The organism is Kineococcus glutinatus (genome assembly GCF_039542765.1).
GTDB lineage: Bacteria > Actinomycetota > Actinomycetes > Actinomycetales > Kineococcaceae > Kineococcus_A > Kineococcus_A glutinatus.
The window spans coordinates 1-583 of the sequence record NZ_BAABIL010000767.1 but is presented as its reverse complement, the minus strand read 5'-3'; the positions used below and the strand labels follow the sequence as shown (position 1 = coordinate 583).

General features: G+C 71.2%; 1 protein-coding gene. It reads right to left on the bottom strand.

The features are described from left to right. Nucleotides 1–583: HAMP domain-containing protein (locus ABEB16_RS21175; RefSeq protein WP_345714159.1), on the bottom strand; the 583-nt coding region annotated here is incomplete at both ends.

Genomic DNA, 583 nt, shown 5'->3' with positions numbered 1-583 from the left:
CCGCGCCACGCGCGTCACCTCGTCGGCGAAGCTGGACAGCTGGTCGACCATCGTGTTGATCGTCGACTTCAGCTCCAGCGTCTCCCCCCGCACGTCGACCGACACCTTCTGCGACAGGTCGCCCTGCGCCACCGCCGTCGTCACCTGCGCGATGTCGCGGACCTGCGCGGTCAGGTTCGCGGCCATGCCGTTGACGTTGTCGGTGAGGTCCTTCCACGTGCCGGCCACGCCCGGCACGTCGGCCTGCCCGCCCAGCTTGCCCTCGGTGCCCACCTCGCGGGCCACCGTCGTCACCTGCTCGGCGAACACCTGCAGCGTGTCGGTGAGGTCGTTGATGGTCTCGGCCAGCGCGGCGACCTCGCCCGCCGCGTCGACGGTGATCTTCTGCGTGAGGTCCCCGCGCGAGACGGCGGTGACGATCTGGGCGATGTTGCGGACCTGGCTCGTCAGGTTCCCGGCCATCGAGTTCACCGAGTCGGTGAGGTCCTTCCACGTCCCGGCCACGCCCGGCACGTCGGCCTGCCCGCCCAGCTTGCCCTCGGTGCCCACCTCCCGCGCCACGCGCGTCACCTCGTCGGCGAAG